17 protein-coding genes are annotated in these 18788 nt (G+C 58.2%); all 17 read left to right on the forward strand.

Features of this window, described 5'->3' with window-relative positions; translation table 11 throughout:
• Positions 1 to 114: 114 nt before the first annotated feature.
• The 17 genes from BLQ74_RS04315 to BLQ74_RS04400 all read left to right on the forward strand — a co-directional run bounded on the left by BLQ74_RS04315 (position 115) and on the right by BLQ74_RS04400 (position 18786).
• The gene (locus tag BLQ74_RS04315; RefSeq protein WP_244507147.1) at positions 115 to 1332 is read left to right on the forward strand and encodes a lipopolysaccharide biosynthesis protein; all 1218 of its coding nucleotides are present in this window, start codon (positions 115 to 117) and stop codon (positions 1330 to 1332) included.
• Positions 1333 to 1348: 16 nt separating this feature from the next.
• Positions 1349 to 2347 carry a UDP-N-acetylglucosamine 4,6-dehydratase (inverting) gene (gene pseB, locus BLQ74_RS04320; RefSeq protein WP_090261270.1) on the forward strand — a complete coding sequence of 333 codons (999 nt, stop codon included), beginning with the start codon at positions 1349 to 1351 and terminating at the stop codon, positions 2345 to 2347.
• The gene (gene pseC / locus BLQ74_RS04325; RefSeq protein WP_090261271.1) at positions 2347 to 3507 is read left to right on the forward strand and encodes a UDP-4-amino-4,6-dideoxy-N-acetyl-beta-L-altrosamine transaminase; all 1161 of its coding nucleotides are present in this window, start codon (positions 2347 to 2349) and stop codon (positions 3505 to 3507) included. The genes pseB and pseC overlap by 1 nt, the downstream gene beginning before the upstream one ends.
• Before the next feature lie 5 nt (positions 3508 to 3512).
• Entirely contained in the window at positions 3513 to 5132 is a 1620-nt protein-coding gene (locus BLQ74_RS04330) for an aldo/keto reductase (RefSeq protein ID WP_244507154.1), read from the forward strand.
• Positions 5129 to 5929, forward strand: a complete 801-nt coding sequence (locus BLQ74_RS04335; RefSeq protein WP_090261276.1) for an SDR family NAD(P)-dependent oxidoreductase — start codon at positions 5129 to 5131, stop codon at positions 5927 to 5929. Before BLQ74_RS04330 ends, BLQ74_RS04335 begins: the two co-directional genes overlap by 4 nt.
• 5 nt (positions 5930 to 5934) lie before the next feature.
• Positions 5935 to 7059 carry a UDP-2,4-diacetamido-2,4,6-trideoxy-beta-L-altropyranose hydrolase gene (gene pseG, locus BLQ74_RS04340; protein WP_090261279.1) on the forward strand — a complete coding sequence of 375 codons (1125 nt, stop codon included), beginning with the start codon at positions 5935 to 5937 and terminating at the stop codon, positions 7057 to 7059.
• Complete coding sequence (gene pseH / locus BLQ74_RS04345; RefSeq protein ID WP_090261970.1) at positions 7037 to 7549, forward strand: UDP-4-amino-4,6-dideoxy-N-acetyl-beta-L-altrosamine N-acetyltransferase; 513 nt, start codon at positions 7037 to 7039, stop codon at positions 7547 to 7549. Before pseG ends, pseH begins: the two co-directional genes overlap by 23 nt.
• Positions 7546 to 8601, forward strand: coding sequence for a pseudaminic acid synthase (gene pseI / locus BLQ74_RS04350; RefSeq protein ID WP_090261281.1), 1056 nt, complete (start codon positions 7546 to 7548; stop codon positions 8599 to 8601). Before pseH ends, pseI begins: the two co-directional genes overlap by 4 nt.
• A gap of 2 nt (positions 8602 to 8603) precedes the next feature.
• Entirely contained in the window at positions 8604 to 9554 is a 951-nt protein-coding gene (locus BLQ74_RS26935) for a polysialyltransferase family glycosyltransferase (RefSeq protein WP_139199035.1), read from the forward strand.
• Between the two features lie 17 nt (positions 9555 to 9571).
• A complete protein-coding gene (locus tag BLQ74_RS04365; protein ID WP_139199036.1) occupies positions 9572 to 10867 on the forward strand; it encodes an O-antigen ligase family protein in 1296 nt (431 codons plus the stop codon).
• On the forward strand, positions 10803 to 11948 hold the full coding sequence (locus BLQ74_RS04370) for a DUF1972 domain-containing protein (RefSeq protein WP_090261290.1): 1146 nt from the start codon (positions 10803 to 10805) through the stop codon (positions 11946 to 11948). Before BLQ74_RS04365 ends, BLQ74_RS04370 begins: the two co-directional genes overlap by 65 nt.
• Before the next feature lie 188 nt (positions 11949 to 12136).
• Positions 12137 to 13552, forward strand: coding sequence for an undecaprenyl-phosphate glucose phosphotransferase (locus BLQ74_RS04375; protein WP_090261292.1), 1416 nt, complete (start codon positions 12137 to 12139; stop codon positions 13550 to 13552).
• Between the two features lie 170 nt (positions 13553 to 13722).
• Complete coding sequence (locus tag BLQ74_RS04380) at positions 13723 to 14007, forward strand: hypothetical protein (protein ID WP_090261294.1); 285 nt, start codon at positions 13723 to 13725, stop codon at positions 14005 to 14007.
• Between the two features lie 125 nt (positions 14008 to 14132).
• A complete protein-coding gene (locus BLQ74_RS04385) occupies positions 14133 to 15233 on the forward strand; it encodes a polysaccharide biosynthesis/export family protein (RefSeq protein ID WP_090261296.1) in 1101 nt (366 codons plus the stop codon).
• 15 nt (positions 15234 to 15248) lie between these two features.
• A complete protein-coding gene (locus BLQ74_RS04390) occupies positions 15249 to 15908 on the forward strand; it encodes a YjbF family lipoprotein (RefSeq protein ID WP_090261298.1) in 660 nt (219 codons plus the stop codon).
• Positions 15905 to 16693, forward strand: a complete 789-nt coding sequence (locus BLQ74_RS04395; RefSeq protein WP_090261300.1) for a capsule biosynthesis GfcC family protein — start codon at positions 15905 to 15907, stop codon at positions 16691 to 16693. The genes BLQ74_RS04390 and BLQ74_RS04395 overlap by 4 nt, the downstream gene beginning before the upstream one ends.
• Complete coding sequence (locus BLQ74_RS04400; protein WP_090261301.1) at positions 16690 to 18786, forward strand: YjbH domain-containing protein; 2097 nt, start codon at positions 16690 to 16692, stop codon at positions 18784 to 18786. The genes BLQ74_RS04395 and BLQ74_RS04400 overlap by 4 nt, the downstream gene beginning before the upstream one ends.
• Positions 18787 to 18788 lie beyond the last annotated feature (2 nt).

The raw sequence follows: 18788 nt of genomic DNA on the forward strand, positions 1-18788 counted from the left end.
CCGCTTCAAATAAGCAAAAAACCAAATTCCCGCCCTGATACCTGAAACACGCCATCAACGATGAACAACACAAAGCTGATCAGAATTTTCAGCCTCTCCTTGAGAATTCTTACCATGGCCAGCAAGTTCCTTTTGGTCTTTCTGCTGGCCAGGTTTCTCGCACCGGCCGAACTGGGTGTATTCGGCCTGCTCAGTGCAACCATCGGTTATGCCTTATATCTGCTCGGCTTCGACTTCTACACCTTCACCACCCGGGAAATCGCAAAACATGACATGAGCCAGTGGGGCGGATTATTGAAGTGCCAGGCGGCCATCTCGCTGTTGCTTTATCTGATCGTATTGCCACTGCTCACACTGATTTTCATTGAAGGACTGTTGCCCTGGCGATTCGCCGGCTGGTTCTTTCTGTTGATCGTTATCGAGCATCTGACGCAGGAGCTTGGCCGGCTGTTGATCGCCATCTCCGAGCCGCTCATCGCCAGCGTCATCCTGTTCCTCCGCCAGGGCATCTGGGCTATCGCCATCGTCGCGCTCATGCTCCTGGCGCCCGAGACCCGCAGCCTCGACTACGTGCTGGGCGGCTGGAGCCTCGGCGGCCTCTGCGGCCTCGCCCTGGGCCTCCACCGGCTGTGGCGGCTGAAGCTGGGCGGCTGGCACAGGCGCATCGACTGGGCCTGGATCGGTCGCGGGTTGAAAGTTGCCGCGTCCTTGCTGATCGCGACCCTGGCGATTCGTGGCGTTCTGACCCTCGACCGTTACTGGCTACAGATACTTTCCGGCGCGGAAGTTCTAGCGGCCTATGTGCTTTATATGAATATCGGCAATGCCTTGATGTCATTCCTCGATGCCGGCGTCTTTTCTTTTACTTATCCCGCCATGGTCAATGCCTGGCAGAAAGGCAACATGATCGAGTTCAACAAGGCATTGGCCAACTTGACCCGGCAGACATCGATCGTCAGTGGATCATTCTTCATTGCCGCACTTCTGCTCATTTCACCGTTACTGCAATGGCTGGGCAAGGATATCTATATCACCCACCGCAATATGTTCCCGTGGATTCTCGCGGCCACCACAGTCTATGGACTGGGCATGATCCCCCACTATGCGCTTTATGCCGTGGGCCGCGACCGCAGCATCATCACTTGCCACCTTCTGACGCTGCCACTCTTCATTCTCCTGGTGTGGATACTGTCGGCCTACGACAAGAACCTGGCCGTGGCCATATCCCTGTTCGCTTCCTTCCTGTTCATCCTGATCTGGAAGTTTACGGCATTCGCCCTCATCAAAAACAACCTGACCACTCGCTCTTATACAAATTCAGCAAAAGCCTGAATCAAGGATCTACCTCATGCTCAGCAATAAAACCATCCTCGTCACCGGCGGAACCGGTTCCTTCGGCAATACATTCGTGCCCATGACACTGGCCAAATACAACCCGAAGAAAATCATTATTTTCTCCCGCGACGAAATGAAACAGTGGGACATGGCCAAGAAGTATTCGGGCGATAACCGCGTGCGCTTCTTCATTGGCGATGTGCGCGACCGCGAACGCCTGTATCGCGCCCTGGACGGTGTCGACTATGTGGTCCACGCCGCCGCAACCAAGATCGTACCGACCGCCGAATACAACCCCTTCGAGTGCGTGAAGACCAACGTCATGGGCGCCATGAACCTGATCGACGTCTGCATCGACAAGGGTGTCAAGCGCGTGGTCGCCCTTTCCACCGACAAGGCCAGCAGCCCGATCAACCTCTACGGCGCCACCAAGCTCGCCTCGGACAAGCTGTTCGTCGCCGGCAACTCGTACTCCGGCGGGCACGACACGCGTTTCTCCGTGGTCCGCTACGGCAATGTCATGGGCTCGCGCGGCTCGGTCATCCCCTTCTTCATGTCGATCAAGGACAGCGGGGTTCTGCCCATCACCGACGAGCGCATGACCCGCTTCATGATCTCCCTGGAAGAAGGCGTGGAACTGGTCTGGCACGCCTTCGACGACATGGAGGGCGGCGAGATCTACGTGAAGAAGATCCCCTCGATGAAAGTCACCGACCTGGCCCGCGTGGTCGCCCCCACGGCGCGCCAGGAAGTCATCGGCATTCGTCCCGGCGAAAAGCTGCACGAGCAGATGATCAGCGTCGAAGACGCCTACTACACCTACGAGTACCCGGAACACTTCAAGATCCTGCCGACCATCAATAACTGGGCGACCTGCACCAAGCGCATCAAGGATGGCAAGAAGGTCGCGGAAGGTTTCGTCTACGCCAGCGACAACAACAGCGACTGGATGAGCGACGACGCGCTGCGCGCCTGGATCGACCGCAACCACGCGAAGATCGGGAGCATCTGATGATTCCCTACGGTCGCCAGGACATCACCGCCGCGGATATCGCCCAGGTCATCGAGGTCCTGAAATCGGACTTCCTGACCCAGGGCCCCATGGTGCCGCGCTTCGAACAGAGCGTGGCTGCGCACGTGGGAGCCAGGCACGCCCTGGCCGTCAACAGCGCCACCTCGGCCCTGCACATCGCCTGCCTGGCGCTGGGGCTCGGCCCCGGCGACCGGCTCTGGACCACGCCCATCACCTTCGTCGCCTCGGCCAACTGCGGCCTGTATTGCGGCGCCCAGGTCGACTTCGTCGATATCGATCCGCGCACCTACAACCTCTGCCCCAAGGCCCTCGCCGCCAAACTGCAGGAAGCCGAGGCGAATGGCGCGCTGCCCAAGATCGTGGTCGCCGTGCACCTGTGCGGCCAGCCCTGCGACATGGCGGCGATCCACGAACTGGCGCAGCGCTATGGCTTCAAGGTCATCGAAGATGCCTCCCACGCCATCGGCGGCAAGTACCGCGGCGAGTTCATCGGCAACGGCCGCTACAGCGACATCAGCGTGTTCAGCTTCCATCCGGTGAAGATCATCACCACCGCCGAAGGCGGCATGGCGCTGACCAACGATGCGCAGTTGGCCGAACGCATGGCGCTGCTGCGCAGTCATGGCATCACCCGCGATCCCGCGCAGATGACCCATGCCGCCGATGGCCCCTGGTACTACCAGCAGATCGACCTCGGCTTCAATTACCGCATGACCGAACTGCAGGCCGCCCTGGGCCTCAGCCAGATGCAGCGGCTGGACAGCTACGTGGCGCGGCGCCATGCCCTGGCGCGGCGCTATGACGAGCGGCTGGCCGACCTGCCGGTGGTCATCACGCCCTGGCAACACCCGGACAGCTACTCCGGCCTGCACCTGTATGTGATCCGCGTGAAGACCGAACAATGCCGCCCCAGCCATCGGCAAATCTTCGAGCGCCTGCGCGCCCTGGGCATCGGCGTCAACCTGCACTACATCCCGGTGCATACGCAGCCCTACTACCGCGCCCTGGGCTTCCGCGACGGCGACTATCCACAGGCCGAGCGCTACTACAGCGAGGCGATCAGCCTGCCCATGTTCCAGACCATGAGTGTGGAGCAGCAGGATGAAGTGGTTTCCGCGCTGCTGAGAGTTTTCTCTTGAAAAGTGTGGCTGTCCTACAGGCTCGTACCAACTCCTCGCGCTTGCCGGGAAAAGTGCTGCTGCCCGTAAACGGTATCCCACTCGCTGTATTGGCTGCCGAGCGAGCAGCCAATACAGGTCGAAAGGTTATCGTCGCCACCTCCAGAGAGGCGACGGATGACGCTTTAGCAGAATTGCTGACACGCCATGGCCTCCACTGCTTTAGAGGCGACCTGGATAATACGCTGGAGCGAATCGTTGGAGCCCTTGAAGGTTATGAGGATGACACTCTGGTCTTTCGACTGACTGCGGATAATGTTTTTCCAGATGGAGCATTGCTGGACGATATCGAACAGGAGTTCATCCAGAGAAAACTGAATTATCTGTGCTGCAACGGAGACAGATCCGGCTTGCCTTATGGCATGAGCGCAGAGCTGACTCGTCTATGTCATTTGCGAGAAGCAGCAGCTTCTCCTGCTCTAAGCAAGCATGACCAAGAGCATGTTACTCCCTATATAAAGCGCATATTTGGTGAAACCTATTTCGAGAAATACAAGGAACTAGCCAAAGGCCATTTTCGCTGCACCGTTGATTGCCTTGATGATTACATCGCTATCCAGCAGGTATTTTTCGGTATTGAAGATGCCGTGAAGGTGTCTGCCTTTGACTTAATCCAACGCCTCGATAACAGCATCTTCCAACCACAGCAGTCATTACCGGCCAGTAAGTTAGTGCTGGGGGCGGCGCAACTCGGCTTTAACTATGGCATTGCCAATATGACTGGACAACCGAGTCAGGCAACAGCGGAAAAGCTGATCAAGACTGCCATAGCCAATGGCGTAACTTATATAGATACGGCACGCGCATATGGCAGTAGCGAAGAGGTCATCGGCAATGTCCTCAAGTCTGGCTGGGAAGGGCGGGCACGAGTGATTACCAAACTGTCCCCCCTGGCAAACTGCCCAGCGAATGCTACAGCACCAATAGTCAACGCCTTTGTTGATGCCAGCATCTACAAGTCATGTTCCGCCTTGCGCATGCAAAGCCTTGATGTATTGATGTTGCACCGAGCAACTCACATGAATGCCTGGAATGGCGCAGTCTGGAACAGGCTCTTGGAGCACAAGGCAAGTGGAAACTTGAGAACATTGGGGGTCTCCGTACAGACCCCTGAAGAACTGGAACTGACACTAACCGTAGCGAATGTCGGGTTCATCCAGATCCCTCTCAACGTACTCGACTATCGTTGGGATCATCTGGCTCCCATTATCCGCACTCAAAAGCAGCGGAGGGAACTTTTTGTTCATGTCCGCAGCACTCTTCTTCAAGGGCTTTTACCAAGCACAGATACGGAGCTTTGGCGCAAGGCTAATATCTTGCATCCAGATCCGATCATAAACTGGCTTGCAGAACAGAGTCGTAATGCAAAAAGGACTTCAGTAACTGACTTCTGCCTGAGTTTTGTCAAATCTTTGGATTGGGTGGATGGACTGGTTATCGGTATGGAGTCCATCGCTCAGCTTTATGAAAATATCAAAATACTCTGCAGTCCGGATCTCAGTCGGCAAGAAATTAACACCATTGTAGCTAGCCGTCCGCACCTTGAAGAAAGGTCACTGAATCCGGCTTATTGGAGCCAGGCATGAACAAGGGCGTGAATATATTTTCACTTGAAGGGAAAACGGCATTGATAACTGGTGCCACTGGGCACCTAGGTGCCTCAATGGCTTGGATACTAGCCGAGGCAGGAGCCATGGTATTAATAAATTCGCGCTCCCTCGAACGCAGCGAGAAAGTTGTAGCCAGCCTGAGGGCCGCAGGGCTCTCTGCGGAAAGCGCGCCATTCGATATCACCTCCCCCGAGGCCGTTGAGCGTTTTGTCATAAATATGCAGAGGCGCCCTCTACATATCCTGATCAATAACGCTTATGTCGGAGGAGCTGGCAACATAGAGCTGGTCGATACTAAAGCCTATACAGCCAGTTATGACGTGACCATGGTTGCGACTCACAGGCTTTTGCAGTCGTTGTTACCCAATTTGCGACAAGCAGTGAAAGATTGTGCTGGCGCCTCTGTCATCAATCTGGCTTCGATGTACGCGTTGGTCAGTCCTGATCAGCGAATTTACGAATTAGCAAGCGGTGCCAATCCACCATTTTATGGTGCAGCCAAGGCAGCGTTGCTGCACTGGACACGATATGCGGGATGCGAATTCGGAAAAGAGGGAATTCGCGTCAACGCAATTTCTCCTGGTCCGTTTCCATCTGAGACAGTCCAGCGCACTAGCCCGACTTTTATTTCTACTCTTGCTCAAAAAGTTCCAATGGGTCGAATCGGGACTCCTGATGAGATCAAAGGGCCAACGCTGTTTCTAGCGTCTGAGGCATCCTCTTTCGTCAATGGCGCCAATATCGTCGTAGACGGTGGCTGGACCTGCTGGTGAAATCAGTGAGTAGCACATTTGCTTTCCGCGTCGATGCGTCGTTGCGCATGGGCAGCGGCCACCTGATGCGCTGCCTGACCCTGGCCGACGCCCTGCGCGCGGCGGGCGCCGCCTGCCACTTCATCACGCGGGAGCATCCGGGCCACCTGATCGCCCACATCAGCCAGCGCGGGCATCGCCTGAGCGTACTGCCCGGCGCTGACGACAACGTCGGCGAGGCATCAGCGGGCCCCGCACATGCCGCCTGGCTGGGCGCCACCTGGGCCGAGGACGCGCGACAGACCGCCGAGGCGCTCGGCGCCGCCGGCACCGACTGGCTGGTGGTGGATCACTACGCCATCGAACGACGCTGGGAGCAGCGACTCGCCGGGCACTGTCGCCACCTGATGGTGATCGACGACCTGGCCGACCGGGCGCATGTGTGCGACCTGTTGCTGGACCAGAATCTGGGGCGCAGGCCCGAGGACTATCAGAGCCTGGTGCCGTCGGACTGCAAGCGGCTCATCGGCCCCGGCTTCGCGCTGCTGCGTCCCGAGTTCGCCACATGGCGCCTGCGCAGCCTGGCGGATCGGGAGCAGCGCCCCTTGCGTAACCTGCTCATCTCCATGGGCGGTATGGATCGTCCCAACGCCACGGGAATGATCCTCGGCAGCCTGCATCCGCTCATGCGGCAGCACGACAGGATTCAAGTCGTCATGGGCTCGACCGCGCCATGGCTGGAATCCGTGCAAGCACAGGCCGGGGAGATGCCATGCCCCACCGAAGTCCTGGTCGACACGCCGGCCATGGCCAAGCTGATGGCTGGCTGCGACCTGGCAATCGGCGCCGCCGGCTCGACGTCATGGGAGCGCTGCTGCCTGGGAGTCCCCAGCGTCATGGTCATCCTCGCCGACAATCAGCGCGCCGTCGCCGAGCACCTGCGCAACGCCGGAGCCGCGCTCTTGATCGAGTCGCCGCAGCAGATTGCCTCGGCGCTGCCGGCCTGCCTCGACCAGCTCCGCGCCCCCGGCTCCCTCAAGCAAATGGCACGGGCCGCGGCCGCCATCACCGACGGGCAAGGTACCGGACGCGTTCTGCAAGCCCTCATTCGACTGACAGAGAACCCCCATGCACAGCCTGAGACCACTTGAGCGGGCAGACCTGCCGCTCGTATTGAGCTGGCGAAACCACCCCGCCATCAGCCGCTACATGTGCAACCAACATCACATCGAACTGGAAGAGCACCTGCGCTGGTTCGAGCGGGTCAGCCAGGACCCGCGCCAGGAATTGTTGATCTATGAGGTCGGCGACAGGCCTTGGGGATACCTCAACTTCACGCACAAGGCCCAAGGCGAGATCGCCGAATGGGGCTTCTACGTCGCACCCGATGCGCAACGCGGAACCGGTACCTGCATGACCAGCAGCGCCCTGCGATTCGCCTTCGCCAACCGTGGCCTGCACAAGCTCAGTGCTCAGGTACTGGCCTACAACGAACGCTCGATCCACCTGCACCGCAAGCTCGGCTTCCAGCAGGAAGGCCTGCTCCGCGCCCAGCATTTCTGCGGTGAGAAGTACCACGACATCTACTGCTTCGGCCTGCTCGCCAGCGAGTGGAAAGCCAGTCCCGAGGAATCGAAATGAACGACTTTGCGCATATATCCATCGCCGGCCGGGCCATCGGCCAGGACCACCCGCCCTACGTCATCGCCGAACTCTCCGCCAACCACAACGGCAAACTGGACACCGCCCTGCGCATCATCGAAGCGGCGAAGAAAGCCGGCGCGGATGCCGTCAAGCTGCAAACCTACACCGCCGATACCATCACCCTCGATTGCGACAGCGAAGACTTCCAGATCCACGGCGGCCTGTGGGACGGCAAGACGCTTTACCAGCTCTACCAGGAAGCCCATATGCCCTGGGACTGGCATGCGCCGCTGTTCGAACATGCACGGAAACTCGGCATCACGATCTTCAGCTCGCCCTTCGACAACACCGCCGTCGACCTGCTGGAAGACCTCAACGCCCCGGCCTACAAGATCGCCTCCTTCGAAGCGGTAGACCTGCCACTCATCCAGTACGTCGCCAGTACCGGCAAGCCGATGATCATCTCCACCGGCATGGCCGACGCCGAGGAAATCCAGGAAGCCATCGACGCCGCGCGCGCAGGCGGCTGCCGGGAACTGGCCATCCTCCACTGCGTCAGCGGCTATCCCGCCCCGGCGGAGGACTACAACCTGCACACCCTGGCCGATATGCGCCAGCGCTTCGGCCTGGTCACCGGACTGTCCGACCACACCCTGGACAACACCACCGCCATCGCCAGCGTGGCCCTGGGCGCCTCGATCATCGAAAAGCACTTCACGCTGGATCGCAACGGCGGCGGGCCGGATGACAGTTTCTCCCTGGAGCCGGCGGAGCTGGAGCAACTGTGCCGCAATAGCAAGACGGCATGGCGTGCGTTGGGGAAGGTGGATTACGGGTGCAAGGAAAGCGAAGCGGCGAATGTGAAATTTAGAAGATCGCTGTACTTTACAAAGAACATTAACGCCGGAGAAACAATAACAGCCGAGTCAATCAGAAGTGTAAGACCAGGATATGGAGCACCCCCAAAGGAAATAAAAAGAATATTAGGAAAAAAAGCCAAAAACAATATAAAAGCAAACTCCCCCGCCAACCTGGAATCCATTAAATAAAAATGAAAGAAACTCAGGAAATATGCCTACTTTACACGAATTACCATTCATTACTATGGGACTCCATAGCCAACCAAATAGACTGCAAAAACATAACAACAATAAATTTCTCAAAGAGAAAGACCAAGTCAGCAAAGTGCATAACAATAGAGCGATCAGAAAAAAGCAAAATTGCCTTTCTCCTTATATGCATGAAAGTAGCAATCACGGCGAAATTCAAAAAATATAACCTCTTTATACCCCACCCAGACCATTTACTTGGGAACACTCTATTCTTTGGAAGAAATGCCAAAAGAATAACCATAATCGAAGATGGAGTTTTAAATTACTACGACAACAAAAGAAACAAGGAAATAGACAGAATATCAAGAAAAAGAAGACACATAACAATGTTTACGCCGTTCCAGTACAAAGCATACTCTGGCCACCTTTCTGGAATTGACGCACACCCTCCGAAGAGGCTCTACGGCTGGTTCACGTCTCCAGAGGATCTATTTAAAAGAAACGTATTTAAAGAGACTTATAAAATACCAACAACGAATCTTTCAAAGGAAACACATCAAAAATACGAAGCCTTTTTCATAGACCAACCTATTGAGAATTTTTTGAATCAAAAAACCGCAAAAGCACTGAGAGAAAAAGCCAAGAAGTACATGGAGGAAAACTTCAATATCGTATTTTTCAAAAGCCACCCAGAGAGTAAATCAAAATCAATAGAAATAAGAAACAAAGTCGAAGAAAAAGAAAGCAACCTATTGACAGCAGAGGAATTAATCATGAAGTACAACCCTGACCACATCATTAGTTACTGCAGCACATCCCTACTAAACTCCAGAAGACTTCTACCAAACTCAAAAATAACATCAATAGGAATAGATGAAATAACAAATGAAAACAAAGAATTGCAGAAAATAAAAATTCTATTCGAGAAAAACAACATAGAAACAATATAAAAGACCGGGAGCTATTCGTGTATTTAGTAGGAGCCACCATAGCAAACCTATTCTTCCTGGGGATAATAATACATTGCCTGTTTAGGCCAAGCGAAAAAACTATAATCTCAGCCGGAATTGCCATAGCAGGATATTCAAACGCAATAGACCAGTACTGGGGAAGAGTCGTATTGACCGGAGGAGAAGAGTACACACTACTAACGAGCCTAGACGTAATTTTTTCAATATTTGTATTTACAAATATATTTTACAAAAAAATAGAGCCAAAAATACTAATAACCTCACTATTGTTACCTTCAATAATTCTAGCAAATTACGTATCAAATTTTGACAAAATAAAAGATCAGTACATCTACTTCGTATACGCATGGAGCTATATAAGAATAATTGTTTTCTTCTTAGCATTTCACATGCTAATGAAAAAGAAAAACCTCCAGAATGATAGAAAAAATGGAAATGCAATTTTTTTGACGACATTATTTGTATTTTTTACTCTTTGTATTTTCATGTTTTCAACATCCGGTAATAACAGACTAAACCTACCTCATTTAAATCAAAACATTCTAGCAAACTACATCTCCTTATTAGCGCTTTGCGGAATATGGATAAACATTACAAAGACCAAAACAGAAAAATATATATTTATAGGCATTTCAGCACTAATAGTAACCATGACTGCAAGCAGAACAGGGCTTTCAATAATGATCTTAGTGCTTGCATTAGACTCGATACAGAATGACAAACCCAAAAAAACAGCCATAACCCTAACTCTAATACTATTCTCATCATTATTAATAATTACTTTCAACGAAAGAATAAACGAAGCACTTCTAAACCTTGAGAACATCTCAAAAATCGACACGATAAGATCCAGACTATTAATATGGACTGTAAACCTTGAATACATAAAAAATCAATTGATCTGGGGCATAGGTGCCGGACAGCAATACATAAACCCAGACTACCCCAAAATGCTAGGCAGTGAACTTGGCTACAAATATGTACTTGTAACAGCACACAATGACTTCCTACAAGCAACCGTCCACCTAGGGCTTATTTTTTCAATCCCATTCTTCTTAGCCATATTTTCTATATTAAAAAAATCAGGAATATGGTTCCAATTAATCATAGCGCTTCAATTTATCGTAAATTCAAACATAGAGACCCCTAGATATGGAATGCTCCTCGGGATTTGCCTGGCAATAAGTTTTAAATACGGAAACACAAAATTCGGGAAACTAAGCAGACATGAAAACCAAGAAACTATCAATACTAGGAATCAGAGGATTACCTGCCAACCACGGCGGCTTTGAGACATTCGCTGAGAAACTATCCTTATATCTCCACGATAGAGGATGGAACGTCACAGTCTACTGTCAGGATGATGTAGGGCAGACCATGTGGGAAAATAAATGGAACGGAATAAACCTGATCCACATCCCGATCTCCCAACGTGGCGCAATTGGAACATTCATCTTCGACTGGAAGGCTGTCCATCACGCGCTAAAAAGAGATGGGCTATTCCTTACTCTTGGCTACAACACTGCCCTGTTCAATCTTCTGCAACGTCTCAAAGGCCAAACCAACATCATCAATATGGACGGTATTGAGTGGCGCCGGGACAAGTGGGGAAAACTTGCCAAGAGCTGGTTCTGGATCAATGAGCGACTGGGCTGCTGGATTGGCGACCACCTGATTGCCGACCATCCGAAAATCAAGGAGCACTTGGCGACCCGCGTGTCCACGGACAAGATCACCATGATCCCCTATGGTGGCGACGAGATTGTCAACGCGGACGAGGGATTGCTAAGCAGATTCGACCTGAAGCCCAATCAGTTTTCCGTCATCATTGCCAGACCGGAACCAGAAAACTCTTTTCTAGAAATGGTCAAGGCATTCAGCCAGAAAAAGCGCAACCACAGACTCGTGGTCCTCGGAAACTTCAACCCGGACAGCAACCCATTCCATCATCAGGTTATCGAATCCGCCAGCGAGGAAGTCACTTTCCCTGGTGCAATATACGATGCCCCCGTCGTTCAGGCGCTGCGTTTCCATAGCAGGTTCTATCTACATGGACATCGTGTCGGTGGCACCAACCCTTCTCTCGTAGAAGCCATGGGGGCCGGCTGTGCGGTCATAGCCCATGACAACCAATTCAATCGTTGGGTGGCGGGTCCGGGTGCGTCTTATTTCGAGAACGAATCAACCTGTGCACAGCTATTCGATGAACTGCTTGCCGATGACAACGCAGTATTGAGAATGAAAGAAGCGAGCCGTAAGCGCTTCGAGGAGTGTTTTAACTGGGAACAGATACTGACCGCCTATGAGCAACTGCTCACGGAATGGTATCCCGGTCTCTCCCCCACGGCCCGCGGCGCAGTATCCCCAACCTGAATTTCATATAACGACTGATATTCCTGCGACTTTTCTTCCCTTTCTTCGCCAAACTATTTTTCAAACCCATCGACAGCACTGTGATTGATTTATTTCACGGGATGTTTTTGCACGGCTGTCATCAGGCACCACTGAACTATCCAGCGCGAATACCTGCTATTCGATGCGGATATTTGAAGGTGATATCTATGAATATTACTGACCGCGGAATCCTGCGCGCCCATCAGGCCAGTGTTTCCGTACTGCAAAAGCTTCTGGATCTATGCGTCATCAGCGCCGGCATGGCGGTCGTGATCCGTGCGAACGGTCTGCCGATCGCCAACGAGCAGGTCATATCCGCGTTGTTGGCGCTGGTGGTCTTCTATCAGCTCAGCGATTTCGGCCAGCTTTACGGCTCCTGGCGTGGCGAGCGGATTCGCGAGGAGTTGCGCAAGGCGGGCGGTATCTGGGCGATGAGTTTCGTCGCGGTGTTTCTGCTCGGGCACTTGCTGAAGTTCGAGTCGCAGCCCAGGGATGCCCTGCTGCTGCAATGGTTCGCCCTGGTGCTGGTCAGTCTGTGCGGCTATCGCGTGCTGTTGCGCACGTCGCTCAATGCCTTGCGCCGTCATGGCTTCAACACGCGCTCGGTGGCCATTGCCGGGGCCGGTCCCGTGGGGCAGCGCCTGGCCAGTCATATCGCCGGGGCGCCGTGGATGGGGCTGGACCTGCTGGGGTTCTTCGACGACAGGCACCACGAGCCGGTCAGCCTCGCCCAGGGCAAGGTGCGCCTGCCGATTTCCGGCAACCTGGAGCGCTTGGTCGAGCAGGCGCGCGCCGGCGAGATCGATCGGGTCTACATCGCCCTGCCGATGCGCAGCGAGGAGCGTATCCGCTGGCTGGTGACGCAGCTCAGCGACACCACGGTGTCGGTCTACATCGTTCCCGATGTGTTCGTGTTCGAGTTGCTGCATGCGCGCAGCCAGAACATCAACGGCGTGCCGACCATCAGTATCTTCGACAGCCCCATGACCGGCGCCAACAGCCTGATCAAGCGCCTGGAGGACATCGTCCTGGCGGCGACGATCCTCTGCCTGATCGCCCTGCCCATGGCGCTGATCGCCGCCGCGGTGAAGCTCAGTTCGCCCGGTCCGGTGTTCTTCCGGCAGAAGCGCTACGGCATCGACGGGCGTCCGATCGAGGTGTGGAAGTTCCGCAGCATGCGGGTCATGGAGAACGGCGCGGCGGTGATCCAGGCCACCCGCAACGACAACCGCATCACCCCGGTGGGGGCCTTCCTGCGGCGCACATCGCTCGACGAATTGCCCCAGTTCATCAATGTGCTGCTGGGCGACATGTCCATCGTCGGTCCGCGCCCGCACGCGGTCGCCCACAACGAGCAGTACCGCGCGCAGATCAGCAGCTACATGCTGCGGCACAAGGTCAAGCCGGGCATCACCGGCTGGGCCCAGGTGAATGGCTGGCGCGGCGAAACCGACACGCTGGACAAGATGCAGAGGCGCGTCGAGCACGACCTGGCCTACATCCACAACTGGTCGCTGTGGTGGGACCTGAAGATCGTCTTCCTCACCGTGTTCAAGGGCTTCGTGCACAAGAACGCCTATTGAACGGGCGGCCTGCCGCCTGTCGACAAGGCCTACGGCGCTCACGGAAAGAAAAGCCACACGCGGTGCAGGAAAACCCTTCGCTCGGCGGGTGTTTTTCTGATTGTTCGGCCCCCGCGCTATCCCTAGCCTTCCTCCGTCGATAACACGACCCCATCCGCTGGAGTCCTCCCGTGAAAGATCTACAGACATTCGCCGTTCTGGCGGCGCTGAGCGCTTCGCTATTGGCCGCCGAAGACCCCGCCAACACCCGCCTTGCGCCACCGCCGCCAGCGGCGCCGCTGACCCTGCCCACGCCGCTGGCCGGCAAGGTCACGCCGGGCGCGGTGGTCGGTGTCGGTGCCGCGGCGGTCGCCGCCGGAGTTGCCGCGACCCAGGGCAACGGCGGCGGCAAGGGCAGCCAGGATGGCGCGCCGGGTAGCGCCGGGACCACCAGCACCACCGGCACCCAGCGCTGACGCCCGCCAGTCGCTTGCGCCGCCCGCCGCCGCACGGGCGGGCCTATTCAAGACATTCCAGCCACCTCATGCACGATCGCCCGGCTCCAGCGGCGATGTTGTACGACTCAATAGCAGCCCTGCCCATGATCCGCTCCTTGTCCGTTGCCGTTGTCGCCGCTCTTTCGCTTCAGGGCTGCATGTTCGCCCCTGGCCAGAATATGGATACCAGCCGCATCGTCCGCGATGGCACGGCCGAGAGCAGTCGCGTGGAGCTGCTGCAGATCACCCCGAAGCTGCTGGCCGTGGAGGCCGCGACGGAGAAGGCGGATGAAGTCCCCGCCGAGTTGCTGACCTACCAGCCTCAGGACTACCGCATTGGCGCTGGCGACGTTCTCTACATCACCGTCTGGGACCATCCCGAGCTGACCACCCCCTCCGGCTCCCAGCAGCAGAGCGACGCCAATGGCCGGCTGGTTCGCCCCGACGGCACCCTCTTCTACCCGTACATCGGCAAGGTTCGCGTTGCCGGCCGGAACATCGAGGAAGTGCGCACGGAAATATCCAGCCGGCTGGCGGAATACGTCGAAGCGCCGCAGGTGGACGTGGCGATCCTGCGCTTCGCCAGCCAGAAGGTGGTGCTCACCGGCGCCTTCGCCAAGGCCGGTCCGCAGCCCATCACCACCACGCCGCTGAGCCTGATGGAGGCGATCGGCGTGGCCAGTGTCGATAGCACCTCGGCGGACCTCTCCGGCCTCCAGCTCAAGCGCGATGGCCGCGAATACTCGCTGAACCTGGACGCGCTCAACGACCGCCAGAGCGACCTCTACAACCTCTACCTGAAAGACGGCGACCAGATCCACCTGCCCTACAACGACCGTAAGAAGGTCTACCTGATGGGCGAGGTCGGCAACCCGCGCGCCATCACCTACAAGACCCGCGACCTCAACCTGGCCGACGCCCTGGGCAGCGTCGGCGGGCTGAACCAGACCACCGCCAGCGGCAAGGCGGTCTACGTGATCCGCGGCGTCGAGGACCTGGAACGCGAGCCGGCCAAGGTCTTCCAGTTGGACGCGCAGTCGCCCACCGCCTTCATCCTCGCGCAACGCTTCAACCTGCAGCCGCAGGACGTGGTCTACGTCGGCCCCGCCGGCATCACCCGCTGGAACCGCTTCATCAGCCAGTTGGTGCCCTCGGCGGGCATCCTCGGGACCGGCGCCAGCATCAAGAACGACATGAAGAACTGACCCGGACGCCACGCCATGAGGTTACTTCGCTTCGCCGTCCTGAGCGGGACGGCGCTCTCGCTGTGCGCCTGCAATCCGCTGATGCAGGCTTCCTGGGACACCCTGAGCGCCGCCAGCAGCGGCCCGCCGTCGCTGCACCTGAGCCAGGCCCAGGTGGACGCCCTGCCCTACTACCAGATCGAGCTGCAGACCGCCGCCGGCGAGGCGGTGATGGCCCTGGTGCGCCAGCAGGGCGACCTGCAGTACTGGATGGCCTCGTCGAACCAGGTGCTGATGCTGCGCGACGGCCTGGTGGTGCGCAGCGTCGGCTTCAGCGACAACCTCGCCGCCACCCGGCTGTCCGCCGACGCGCCCTTCCACGGCGGCCTGCACCGGGTCGCCGACGGTCAGACCAGCGAGCGCTGGATCGATCTGGCCAGCGGCTACCGGCTCGGCGTGCCGCTGCACAGCCGTTTCCACAAGGTCGGCCTGGAACAGGTGCGGATACTCGAACGCGACTATTCGCTGCTGCGCGTGGACGAACGCCTCAGCGCTCCACTGCTGGGGATGGACGCCACCAATAGCTACTGGGTCGATCCCGCCGACGGTTTCGTGATGCTCAGCCGCCAGCAGCTCACGCCCGAGCTGCAGGTCGCCATCACCCAGTTGCGGCCCTACCGGGGGGCTGGCCGATGAGCATCCGCCGTGTCCTCTCGATCGCCTGTTGCGCCCTGCTGCTCGGTGCCCAGGCCAGGGCCGAAACGCTGGTCGAGGCGAGCGTCGAGGTGCGTGGCGATGCCGTGGCGCCGGGGGCGTTGGCGGTCAGCCCGGAGACCCGCCTGGCCGATGTGTTCCGCGCCAGCCAGGTCAACGCCGAAGGTTTCTGGCTCGGCGCCGCCTGGTTGCAGCCGTCCCTGGAGCCGGCGCAGAAACGCCTCAAGGCCGGCATCCTGTTCGACCTCGGCCTGCTCAAGAACAAGGCGCTGCTGGATCGTCAGCCGGGCCGCGCGGCCCTGGCCAAGCGCCTGTACACGACGTTCGCCGCGCTGCCGGTGACCGGCCGCCGCGTGCAGGTGCTCGATCCGGTGACGGTGGAAGTGCAGCCGGCGCAGAACCCTCTGGTCGCACCCGGCGATCGCTTCCTCTTCCCGCGCCGGCCGACCACGCTGCGGGTCGTCGGCGCCGTGGCCAGCGAGTGCCAGCTCGCCTTCGCGCCGCTGCGCCAGGCGCGCGACTACCTCGAAGAATGCCCGGCACTGCCGGAAGCGGACCCCGACTACCTCTACCTGATCCAGCCGGACGGCCAGGTCATCCGCCTCGGCATCGCCCTGTGGAACCGCCAGGACGGTCCGCCGGTGGCGCCCGGCGCGACCCTGCTGCGGCCGCTCAAGGCCACCGGCGCGGCCCGCACCTTCCCGCGCCTGGGCGCAGAGATGGCCGCCTTCCTCGCGACCCAACCCTTGCCTGAGACGGCCCCATGAAGCTGCGCTATTCGCTCTGCCTGCTGCTGCCCTGGGCCATCGCCCAGGGCGAGCCGCGCCCGACCCAGAACGATTTCGGCGGCGTCGGCCTGTTGCAGACGCCAACCGCGCGCATGGCCGAGGCCGGCGAGGTGAGCATCAACGCCAACCGCGTCGATCCCTATTCGCGCTACAGCTTCTCGCTGCAACCCTTCGACTGGCTGGAAGGTTCCTTCCGCTACACCTCGATCAGCAACCGGCGCTACGGCCCGGACGAGTTGAGCGGCAACCAGAGCTACAAGGACAAGGCGGTCGACGCCAAACTGCGCCTGCTGCGCGAAAGCCACTGGCTGCCGGAACTGGCGATCGGCGGCCGCGACGTCGGCGGCACCGGGCTGTTCTCCAGTGAATACCTGGTCGGCAACAAGCGTTTCGGCGACCTCGACCTGAGCCTCGGCATGGCCTGGGGTTACATCGGCAATCGCGGCGACTTCGCCAACCCGCTGGGCTGGATCGACGACCGCTTCGACCACCGCCCCACGCCGAACAGCGACGTGAACAGCGCCGGCTCCTTCGACACCAGCGCCTACTTCCGCGGCTCGCCCGCGCTGTTCGGCGGCCTGCTCTGGCAGACCCCCTGGGAGCGCCTGGCGCTGAAGCTGGAGTACGACGGCAACGACTACCGCCACGAACCGCAGCACAACAATCAGGACCAGCGCTCGCCGATCAACCTCGGTTTCGTCTTCAAGGCCGGCGACGCGGTGGACCTGCACGCCGGCTGGGAGCGCGGCAACACCGCCATGTTCGGCATCACCCTGCACACCAACTTCGCCACCCGCGCGGCCCCGGCGAAGGTCTCCGACCCGGTGGCCGAGGCGCTGCCGACCAAGGCCCCGGACCTGCACCCGGAGCAGGTGGACTGGGCCCATGTGTCGCAACGCCTGGAATCGAACGCCGGCTACAAGGTCGAGCGCATCGCCCGCAAGGACGCGGAGCTGATCGTCTACGGCGAGCAGACCCGCTACCTCTATCCGCCCAAGGCGCTCGGCCGCGCCGCGCGCATCCTCGACAACAGCGTCGATGAGCAGATCGACTGGTTCACCCTGGTCGACAAGCGCTACGACATGCCGGTGACCGAGACCAGCCTGCCGCGCCAGACCTTCCGCGAGGTGGTGCGCAACGACAGGCCGCTCGACGACCTGCGCCGTGGCACCGAGCAGAACTGGCCGCTGCCGCACCAGGAGCAAGTGCTCTTCGAGCAGACACCCGAGCCGTTCAGCTATGGCTTCGGCCTGGGCTACAAGCAGAACGTCGGTGGCCCCGATGGCTTCCTCCTCTACCAGTTCACCGCCGATGCCAGCGCCGAATACCGCTTCACCCCGGACACCTGGTGGAGCGGCGGGCTGAGCGCCAACCTGCTGAACAACTTCGACAAGTTCAAGTACGACGCGCCGAGCAACCTGCCGCGGGTGCGCACCTACCTGCGCGAGTACTGGACCAGCTCCGACGTGACCCTGCCGACCTTCCAGTTGAACAGCGCCAAGCGCCTGGACCGCGACCTCTACGGCATGGTCTACGGCGGCTACCTGGAGGCGATGTTCGCCGGCGTCGGCGGCGAACTGCTGTACCGCCCGCTGGGCGAACGCTGGGCCCTGGGCGGCGACCTCAACTATGTGCGCCAGCGCGATTTCGACCAGGGCTTCGGCCTGCGCGATTACCGGGTGCTCAGCGGCCACGTCACCGGCTACCTGAAGACCGATGTCGAGGACATCCTCGCCGCGGTCAGCGTCGGCCGCTACCTGGCCCGCGACTGGGGCACCACCCTCGACCTGTCGCGCGAGTTCGGCAACGGCGTGCGCTTCGGCGGCTGGGTGACCCTGACCAGCGCGTCCAAGCAGCAGTACGGCGAAGGCAGCTTCGACAAGGGCATCTACGTGTCCATCCCCTTCGACGAACTCATGACCACCTCGACCATGCGCCGCGCCAACCTGGCCTGGGCGCCGCTGACCCGCGACGGTGGCGCCAGGCTGGCGCGCAACTACTCGCTGTACAACCTCACCGATGGGCGCAACACGGATATGTTCGACAGCAACTTCTACAAGATCACCGAATGACT

The sequence above is a fragment of the Pseudomonas panipatensis genome (genome assembly GCF_900099785.1).
Lineage (GTDB): Bacteria > Pseudomonadota > Gammaproteobacteria > Pseudomonadales > Pseudomonadaceae > Pseudomonas > Pseudomonas panipatensis.

What these genes read in the sequence shown, in the direction of transcription:
- BLQ74_RS04375 (WP_090261292.1), top strand. Translation starts at nt 12,137, where the DNA reads ATGAATATTACTGACCGCGGAATCCTGCGCGCCCATCAGGCCAGTGTT.
- pseC (WP_090261271.1), top strand. Translation starts at nt 2,347, where the DNA reads ATGATTCCCTACGGTCGCCAGGACATCACCGCCGCGGATATCGCCCAG.
- BLQ74_RS04370 (WP_090261290.1), top strand. Translation starts at nt 10,803, where the DNA reads ATGAAAACCAAGAAACTATCAATACTAGGAATCAGAGGATTACCTGCC.
- BLQ74_RS04385 (WP_090261296.1), top strand. Translation starts at nt 14,133, where the DNA reads ATGATCCGCTCCTTGTCCGTTGCCGTTGTCGCCGCTCTTTCGCTTCAG.
- BLQ74_RS04315 (WP_244507147.1), top strand. Translation starts at nt 115, where the DNA reads ATGGCCAGCAAGTTCCTTTTGGTCTTTCTGCTGGCCAGGTTTCTCGCA.
- BLQ74_RS04335 (WP_090261276.1), top strand. Translation starts at nt 5,129, where the DNA reads ATGAACAAGGGCGTGAATATATTTTCACTTGAAGGGAAAACGGCATTG.
- BLQ74_RS04400 (WP_090261301.1), top strand. Translation starts at nt 16,690, where the DNA reads ATGAAGCTGCGCTATTCGCTCTGCCTGCTGCTGCCCTGGGCCATCGCC.
- pseB (WP_090261270.1), top strand. Translation starts at nt 1,349, where the DNA reads ATGCTCAGCAATAAAACCATCCTCGTCACCGGCGGAACCGGTTCCTTC.
- BLQ74_RS26935 (WP_139199035.1), top strand. Translation starts at nt 8,604, where the DNA reads ATGAAAGAAACTCAGGAAATATGCCTACTTTACACGAATTACCATTCA.
- BLQ74_RS04395 (WP_090261300.1), top strand. Translation starts at nt 15,905, where the DNA reads ATGAGCATCCGCCGTGTCCTCTCGATCGCCTGTTGCGCCCTGCTGCTC.
- pseI (WP_090261281.1), top strand. Translation starts at nt 7,546, where the DNA reads ATGAACGACTTTGCGCATATATCCATCGCCGGCCGGGCCATCGGCCAG.
- pseH (WP_090261970.1), top strand. Translation starts at nt 7,037, where the DNA reads ATGCACAGCCTGAGACCACTTGAGCGGGCAGACCTGCCGCTCGTATTG.
- BLQ74_RS04390 (WP_090261298.1), top strand. Translation starts at nt 15,249, where the DNA reads ATGAGGTTACTTCGCTTCGCCGTCCTGAGCGGGACGGCGCTCTCGCTG.